Source organism: Mycobacterium sp. NAZ190054, from assembly GCF_001545925.1.
Classification (GTDB): Bacteria; Actinomycetota; Actinomycetes; order Mycobacteriales; family Mycobacteriaceae; genus Mycobacterium.
On record NZ_LMVQ01000189.1, the window covers coordinates 1 to 7,250 of the forward strand.

General features: G+C 68.3%; 6 protein-coding genes and 3 pseudogenes. 5 read left to right on the forward strand and 4 right to left on the reverse strand.

The annotated features are described in order from the left end of the window. Positions 1-148: pseudogene (locus ASJ79_RS35055) on the forward strand (hypothetical protein); the annotation flags it as partial. Here the strand turns inward: ASJ79_RS35055 and ASJ79_RS14590 are convergent. Continuing rightward, a pseudogene (locus ASJ79_RS14590) lies at positions 76-807 on the reverse strand (LacI family DNA-binding transcriptional regulator); the annotation flags it as partial. The pseudogenes ASJ79_RS35055 and ASJ79_RS14590 overlap by 73 nt on opposite strands. A 159-nt stretch (positions 808-966) precedes the next feature. On the opposite strand from ASJ79_RS14590, the gene ASJ79_RS14595 reads away from it, so the two are divergent. From ASJ79_RS14595 to ASJ79_RS14610, 4 genes are read left to right on the forward strand one after another with little or no spacing between them, the layout of a single operon-like run. Next, positions 967-2,382, forward strand: a complete 1,416-nt coding sequence (locus ASJ79_RS14595; RefSeq protein ID WP_067956328.1) for a sugar porter family MFS transporter — start codon at positions 967-969, stop codon at positions 2,380-2,382. Next, complete coding sequence (locus tag ASJ79_RS14600; protein WP_067956333.1) at positions 2,379-3,284, forward strand: sugar phosphate isomerase/epimerase; 906 nt, start codon at positions 2,379-2,381, stop codon at positions 3,282-3,284. The genes ASJ79_RS14595 and ASJ79_RS14600 overlap by 4 nt, the downstream gene beginning before the upstream one ends. Positions 3,285-3,295: 11 nt before the next feature. Further along, on the forward strand, positions 3,296-4,327 hold the full coding sequence (locus ASJ79_RS14605) for a Gfo/Idh/MocA family protein (RefSeq protein WP_082753836.1): 1,032 nt from the start codon (positions 3,296-3,298) through the stop codon (positions 4,325-4,327). A gap of 1 nt (position 4,328) precedes the next feature. Then, a complete protein-coding gene (locus ASJ79_RS14610; protein WP_067956334.1) occupies positions 4,329-5,201 on the forward strand; it encodes a sugar phosphate isomerase/epimerase family protein in 873 nt (290 codons plus the stop codon). An 85-nt stretch (positions 5,202-5,286) separates the two neighbouring features. Here ASJ79_RS14610 and ASJ79_RS14615 read toward each other — a convergent pair whose 3' ends face one another. The 3 genes and pseudogenes from ASJ79_RS14615 to ASJ79_RS33935 all read right to left on the reverse strand — a co-directional run. Further along, complete coding sequence (locus ASJ79_RS14615) at positions 5,287-6,696, reverse strand: NCS2 family permease (protein WP_067956336.1); 1,410 nt, start codon at positions 6,694-6,696, stop codon at positions 5,287-5,289. Between the two features lie 9 nt (positions 6,697-6,705). Then, positions 6,706-6,966 (reverse strand): hypothetical protein, encoded by a 261-nt coding sequence (locus tag ASJ79_RS14620; RefSeq protein ID WP_067956338.1) that lies wholly within the window; start codon positions 6,964-6,966, stop codon positions 6,706-6,708. 11 nt (positions 6,967-6,977) lie between these two features. After that, a pseudogene (locus ASJ79_RS33935) lies at positions 6,978-7,127 on the reverse strand (acyl-CoA dehydrogenase); the annotation flags it as partial. Between the last annotated feature and the right edge of the window lie 123 nt (positions 7,128-7,250).

The window sequence follows — 7,250 nt, forward strand, 5'->3', positions numbered from 1 at the left end:
CGAAGAGGTCCTGGTCAAGATCGACGAGTTGAAGACGCGCTACCAGAACGTCGTCGTCGAGGGCGGGCGCATCTTCAACCCCGGCTGGCACCTGGCCATCGACATGCGCAACATGCTGCTGGTCAGCATCGTGCGCGCGGCGGCGGCGCCGGCCTCCTCGTTGTGCGCGCCGGGGATGACCACGATCTCGCCGGCGAGTCCGTGCGCGCGCATCGCGGCCCGGTAGGCGCGCAACCGGTCGGCCGAGCCGGGATCCTTGCCGCCGTCGACATGGTGGATGCGTCGATGCCCGAGCCCGACCAGGTAGTCGACGGCCTGCCGGATGCCCTTGGCGTCGTTGGTCCGCACCGTCGCCAGCGGGGCCTCGCCGTTCACGCCCGTCAATCGGCGGCAGGCGACCACCACCGGCGCCCGGCCGGCCAGGTCGTCGTAGAACGCCTGGTCGGCCTTCGGGCCCAGCAGGATCAGTGCCCCGCACCGGTGGCTGAGCAGGGAGTCGACGACGGTGGCCTCGGTGCGTCCGGGCAGGTTCGCCGACAGCAGCACCTCGTAACCGAGCTGCTCGGCGGCCGGATAGATGTGGGTGATGAGTTCAGCCTCGAACAGCTGCCGGATGTCGCTCATCACCCCGAGCGTCCGGCTGCGGCCCTGGGCGAGCACCCGGGCGGCCGAGTCGGGCCGGTAGCCGATCTCGTCGGCGATCGCGAGGACCCGCCGGCGCGTCTCGTCGCTCGCGCCGGGCTTGCCGTCCAGGATGAACGACACCAGCGTGCGCGACACCCCGGCGCGTTCCGCGACGTCGGCCATCGTCGGGCGGCGCGGCGCGGCGTTGGGCCGTCTGCGGCGCGGTGTGCTCACGGTGGGTGTCCCTTTCGATGCGTGATGGTTGACACATTCGGACGGCCGGGTCCATAGTAGACCTCACGCGCGTTACTAACGCGCGTTAGTCGAAGAAGCGAGGTTCCTGTGTCCGTCCAACCCGCTCCCGCTCAGTCGGGTCGCTTCCTGACGAAGCTCACCGTCATCGCCACGCTCGGTGGACTGCTGTTCGGCTACGACACCGGCGTCATCTCCGGTGCCCTGCTCTACATGAAGGACGACCTCGCGCTGTCACCGTTCGGCGAGGCCACCGTGGTCAGTTCGCTGCTGTTCCCCGGTGCGGCGTTCGGGGCCCTGTTCGGCGGACGGGTCGCCGACCGGATCGGACGCAAGCGGTCCCTGCTGGTGTGCGCGGGTCTGTTCCTGATCGGCGCCCTCGGGTGCGCACTGGCGCCCAACGTCCAGATCATGGTCGCCGCACGCATCGTGCTGGGTCTGGGTGTCGGCGCTGCCGCGGTGACCTGCCCGCTGTACCTGGCCGAGATGGCGCCGGCCGACCGACGCGGCCGCATGGTCACGATCAACGAGTTGATGATCGTCACCGGGCAGATGCTCGCCTTCGCCACCAACGCGCTGCTCGACCACCTCGTCCACGACCCACACGTGTGGCGGACCATGCTCGCCGTGGCCGCCGTCCCCGCGGTCGCGCTGCTGGTCGGGATGCTGGTTCTGCCCGACTCACCGCGCTGGTACGCCCTGCAGGGACGGCTGCCCGAGGCCCGGAACGTATTGCGGCTCAGCCGCACTCGGGCCGAGGCCGACGACGAATACGCGATCGTGGTCGACCACACCAACCACATGCTCAAGAGCACCAGCACACCGTTCTCGGTGATCCGCGACGTGCCGTGGATCCGCCGCGTCGTGCTGATCGGCTGCGGACTGGCCATCGTCCAGCAGGCCACCGGCATCAACACCGTGAACTACTACGCCCCGACCATCCTGGAACAGAGCGGGCTCGGGGTCAGCGCCGCGCTGGTCGCGACGATCGCCGTCGGCGTCACCTCGGTGATCACCACGATCATCGGCATCATCCTGCTCGGCTACATCGGCCGCCGCACCATGCTGCTCATCGGCTTCGCCGGGGTGGCCGCGTCGCAAGCCGCCCTGGCGACGGTGTTCCTGTTGCCGGAGAACACCACTCGCAGCTACGTGATCCTCGCGTGCATGGTGCTGTTCGTCGGCTTCGTGCAGATGTTCATCGGAACCTGCGTGTGGCTGCTGCTCTCGGAGATCTTCCCGTTGTCGGTGCGCGGCTTCGCGATGGGCATCGCGGTGTTCGTGCTGTGGTGCACCAACGCGATCATCTCGTTCGTGTTCCCGCTGCTGAACACCGCGCTCGGGTCCACCGGCACCTTCGCGATGTTCGTCGTGGTGAACATCGCGTCCTGGATCTTCGTGCACCGCCTGGTGCCCGAGACCAAGGGCACGACCCTCGAAGAACTCGAGGAACGTCTCGAAGCCCAAGGCATCTCCGCACCCGTCATCGAAAGGACCCCAGCATGAGCACCATTCGCGTCGGATCCGCACCGGATTCGTGGGGCGTGTGGTTCCCCGACGATCCACAGCAGACGCCCTACACCCGCTTCCTCGACGAGGTCGCCGAGTCGGGCTACGAATGGATCGAACTCGGCCCGTACGGCTACCTGCCCACCGACCCTGCGCAGCTCTCCGACGAGCTCGCCGCGCGCCGACTGAAGCTCTCGGCGGGAACGGTTTTCGAGCACCTGCACCACGACGACTCCTTCGGGGACGTCTGGAAACAGATCGAGGACGTCGCGAAGCTGACGGCCGCGGTCGGCGGCACGCACGTGGTGGTGATCCCGGAGATGTGGCGCGACCCCGCCACCGGCGAGGTGCTCGAAGACCGTAACCTCACCGCCGGGCAATGGGCGAAGAAGACCGGCGGCATGAACGACCTCGGCAAGGCCATGTTCGAAACCTACGGGGTCCGTGCGCAATACCATCCGCACGCCGACTCCCACGTCGACACGGAAGACAACGTGTACCGCTTCCTCGACGGCACCGACGGCCGGTACGTGAACCTGTGCCTGGACACCGGCCACATCTCCTACTGCGGCGGCGACAACATCGCGATCATCCGGCGCGCCCCGGAACGCATCGGGTATCTGCACCTCAAGCAGGTCGACCCGCAGGTGCGGGCCAAGGTCGAGGCCGAGGACCTGCCGTTCGGCGAAGCGGTCAAGCTCGGCGCGATGACCGAGCCGCCGCGCGGAATCCCCGACATGCCACCGCTGCTCGCCGAGGTCGAGAAGCTGGGCATCGACGTGTTCGCGATCGTCGAGCAGGACATGTACCCGTGCGAGGCCGACGCCCCGCTGCCCATCGCCAAACGCACCCGCACCTACCTCGGGTCGTGCGGTATCCCGTCCGTCACCTTCAAGTAGGAGTGTTCCCCGTGTCCGAACTCCGTGTGGCCGTCCTCGGTGTCGGCCTGATGGGCGCTGATCACGTCGCGCGCATCGCTTCCCGCATCTCCGGGGCCCGCGTCGCCGTCGTCAACGACTACGTCACCGAGAAGGCCGAACAGCTCGCGGCCGGGATCCCCGGCTGCCGGGCGGTCGCCGACCCGTTGGACGCGATCGCCGACCCGGACGTCGACGCCGTGGTGCTCGCGACACCGGGCCCGACGCATGAGAAGCAATTGCTGGCGTGCCTGGAGCACCGCAAGCCGGTGCTGTGCGAGAAGCCGCTGACCACCGACATCGAGACGTCGTTGGACGTGGTCCGTCGTGAGGCCGAACTGGGCGTCCGGCTGATCCAGGTCGGGTTCATGCGCCGGTTCGACGACGAGTACGCCGAACTCAAGGCCCTGATCGACGGCGGGGAGCTGGGCAACCCGCTGCTGCTGCACTGCGTGCACCGCAACCCGGCGGTGCCGGAGCACTTCGACTCGGCGATGACGGTCCGCGACTCGCTGGTGCACGAGGTCGACGTGGCCCGCTTCCTGTTCGGAGAGGAGATCGCCTCGATCCAGATCGTCAAGCCGATGCCGAATTCCCTTGCCCGCGAGGGACTGTCCGATCCGCAGATCGCGATCATGAAGACCGCGCGCGGCCGCCATGTCGACGTCGAGCTGTTCGTCACCACCGGCGTGGCCTACGAGGTGCGCACCGAGTTGGTGGCCGAGAAGGGCAGCGCGATGATCGGTCTGGACGTCGGCCTGGTCCGCAAGAGCGCACCAGGGGTGTGGGGCGGCACCATCACCCGCGGTTTCCGGGAGCGGTTCGGCCGCGCCTACGACACCGAGATCCAGCAGTGGGTCGACGCGGTCCGCGGCGGACCCACGACCGGGACGTACGTCGCCGGACCCACCGCGTGGGACGGCTACGCCGCCACCGCGGTGTGCGAAGCCGGCGTGCAGGCCCTGCAGTCCGGGCAGCCCGTCGCGGTCTCCATGGTCGACCGCGCCTCGATCCCGGGAGCCTGACATGAAGATCGCCCTCGACCCGACGCCGTTCCACCACGACTACGATCTGCTCGAATTCCCGGCCCTGGTCGCCGAGTTGGGCTATGAGTACCTGCAGCTGACGCCGCACCGGGACTTCATCCCGTTCTATAACCACCCGCGCGCCGACGACGATCTGGTGGCAAGGTTCCGCAAGGCGTGCGCCGACGCCGGCGTCGGGATCGCGTCGGTACTGCCGGTGCTGCGCTGGTCGGGGCCCGACGAGGACGCCCGGGAAGCCGCGGTGCGCAACTGGAAACGGGTCGTGCAGATCACCGTCGACCTCGGCGTCAACGTGATCAACACCGAGTTCTCCGGCCGACCGGAGAAGGCCGAGGAGTCCGAGCGGGCGTTCTTCCGGTCGATGGAGGAGCTGGTCCCGATCTTCGAGCGTGAGGGCGTCGACGTGCGGATCGACCCGCACCCCGACGATTTCGTCGAGGACGGACTGGAGGCGCTGCGCATCATCCGCGGGGTGAACTCACCCAACATCGGCATGGTGTACGTCGCCTGCCATACGTTCCACATGGGCGGCAACATGTCCGAGATCATGGCCGCCGCGGGGGACAAGCTGCGGTTGGTGCACGTGGCGGATTCCATGGACCACCACCGCTCGCACGGGTTGCGCTACATCACCAACCCGCCGGGCAACCCGGTGCGGGTGCATCAGCATCTCAAGATCGGTGACGGTGATGTCGACTGGGACGAGTTCTTCGGCGGCCTGGCCGAGCTCGGCTTCTACGACCGCGACGACACCGTGATGGTGTCCTCGGTGTTCGGCGAGGATGAGCACGCCCACGACGTGTCCCGCTATCAGCTCCGGACCATGACCGAGTACGTCACCAAATACCGCTGACCCACCGCCGAAATGGCATTCCAGCAGGCACCCACTCGAACTTTCGATGCTGGAATGCCATTTCGGCGCAGAAGGGGGGGAGCGGTCAGCCGATCAGGGATTCCAGCGGAGTGCGGGCGAAGTACACGGCGAAGCCCGCCGCCACCACCCACAGCAGCGGGCTGACCTCGCGGGCCTTGCCGACCGCCGTGCGCATCACCACCCAGGTGATGAAGCCGACACCGATGCCGTTGGCGATCGAGTAGCTGAACGGCATCACCGCGACGGTCAGCACCACGGGCAGCGCGACCGAGAACTCCGACAGGTCGATGTGACGCAGATGCGACACCATCATCGCGCCCACCACCACCAGCGCGGCGGCGGCCACCTCCGTCGGCACGATCGACGCCAGCGGCGAGATGAACATCGACGCCAGGAACAGCACGCCGGCCACCACGTTGGCCAAACCGGTGCGCGCCCCCTCCTCGATGCCCGCGCCCGACTCGATGAACACGGTGTTCGACGACGACGACGTCGCACCACCGACGACCGCACCGGCGCCCTCGACCACCAGCGCGGAACGCAGGCGCGGGAAGGTGCCCTTCTCGTCGGACAGCCCGGCCTCGCGGGAAAGGCCGGTCATCGTGCCCATGGCGTCGAAGAAGTTCGCGAACACGAGCGTGAACACCAGCATCACCGCCGCCAGGACGCCGATGCGGCTGAAGCTGTTCAGGCTGAACTCACCGACCAGCGACAGGTCGGGAAGGGAGAACGGCGACCCCGACAGTTCGGGCACCGACAGGCTCCAGCCGCCGGGCTTGTCGACCGCCGATCCGAGATGCCAGATCGCCTCCACCACCACCGCGACGACGGTGCCGGCCACCAGTCCGATCAGGATGCCGCCGCGCACCCGCTTGGCCACCAGGACGGCGGTGAGCAGCAGCGTGAACACGAAGATCACCGTCGGGATGGTGCTGATCGATCCCTCGCCGCCACTGCCCAGCCCCACCGGCGGTGACGGCGCGCCCGTCGAGGAGATGAACCCGGCATCGACCACGCCGATGAACAGGATGAACAGCCCGATACCCGCGGTGATGGCAAGTTTGAGCTGCATCGGCACCGCGTCGAACACCAGGCGCCGCAGCCCGGTCACGGCCAGCAGCACGATGATCAGGCCGTTGATCACGACCAGGCCCATCGCCTCGGCCCACGTCAGCGACCCGACCACCGTGGTGGCCAGGAACGAGTTGATGCCCAGTCCGGCGGCCAACGCGAACGGCAGCCGCGCGATCAGCCCGAACAGGATGGTCATCACGCCGGCGGCCAGTGAGGTCGTCGCCGACACCTGCGCGAAGTCCAGCCGGTTGCCGTCGACGTCCGCGGATCCCGACAGGATGATCGGGTTCAGCACGATGATGTAGGCCATCGCGATGAATGTGACGACGCCACCGCGGATTTCGGTGGCCACGCTCGACTGGCGGGCCGTGATCTCGAAGAAGCGGTCCACTGCGTTCACGGGCGGTTCCTAGTACCGCGGCGCGGGGGCGGGAGGTGGAGCCGGGGCAGGGGGAGGCGCCGCGATCGGCGTGCACAGCCCCGTCGCGGTGTCGAGGAACTTGCCTTCGACACAGAACGGCGCGCATCCGTAGATCACGCCCGTCTGGCCGGGTGGGCACTGCGCGGTCGGGGTGGCCGGAGCCGTCAGCGCGGACGCCGCGATCGGCACCACCACCGTGGCGGCGGCGACGGCCGCGGCCCCCAGGTAGCGCGAAATTCGTTGTGTCACTTCGCTTCCTCTCAGCTCGGCAGACCGGTGGCCACGCGCGGGGCGGTCTTGTCGGGCGCGACGTCGAGCACCAGCCCGGCGACTCTGGCCCGATGCTGTTCGGCGCTGCCCAGCAGGGCGGCGTCGGTGTAGGCCCGCTTGTAGTACAGGTGTGCCTGATGTACCGGGAAGCCTACGGCCGCAACCCTTCCGAGACGCTGCGCACCTGACCGGCTAGCTTCCGGTCAGGCCGCGGGTCGCCGGCCCCTCCAGCAACGAGCCGTCGGGGGCGAACCGCGAACCGT